The following is an 833-nucleotide window of genomic DNA, read 5'->3' on the forward strand; positions in this document are numbered from 1 at the left end:
CTTTTAGCCAAAAGTTTACTTCCAAATTAGAAAAGATTAGGTCCTTAATTGGCTTTACCCCAGCCATAAACCTTACGATCAAAAACAAAGGGTAATTCAACTATCAAACTCATATAAAATCTTAATCTTGTCTAAGCACTCATTAGGATATACAATTGAACATCTATTTTTCTTTACATAATCTCCAGATACAGTCCATACCAACTATAGATTCTTGTCTTATGCTAAATGTAATCAAAAAGCAAGTAGATAAAGATAATGACTAAAACATTAACTCTAGATACTTTTTTGATGAATATTACAAATACACAGGAGGTAATGAAGAATGATTAAAACATTATTAGCAGGAGCATTTTTAAGTACAGGATTATTAGCGAGTGGTGCAATTGGTGCAGAAGATGCGAAAACGGACAATTTAAAGTCAAATGAAAATTCAAATCAAGTAATTACACAGAGTGTAGATGGAACAACGTCTTCCTCACAAAACTTTGATTTACCTAAAGATGCAGTGCCAGCATCTAAAGGAGATGTAAAAACTGTTGAAAAATCGGAAGGTACAGGTACAGATTCTTCTCAAGAAGGAAAAATGGTACCAACAAATGAAGAAAATTAAATAATATATAGTTATAACGAAGAGCATCCAAAAAGGGGTGCTCTTTTTATATTATAGGGATTAACTAGTTTTACTCAACATAGAGCTGTAGGAGGAATTGAGGATTAGAACATAGGGTACTGTTTCTTCAAATTATGGTGTTTAGAGCAATAGTTTTGGTAGTAACGTTACAATACAAACATTTTGTTAGAGATTTTTTAAATCTACATAGACTCTAGAT

Annotated in this window: 1 pseudogene; it reads left to right on the top strand. The window is 31.5% G+C overall.

Annotated features, from left to right (window positions below):
* Window positions 1-325 precede the first annotated feature (325 nt).
* Window positions 326-604 (top strand): annotated as a pseudogene (locus ABWK52_RS29365) (hypothetical protein); the annotation flags it as partial.
* Window positions 605-833 lie beyond the last annotated feature (229 nt).

Source organism: Bacillus sp. AP50 (genome assembly GCF_040492675.1).
Classification (GTDB): Bacteria; Bacillota; Bacilli; order Bacillales; family Bacillaceae_G; genus Bacillus_A; species Bacillus_A cereus.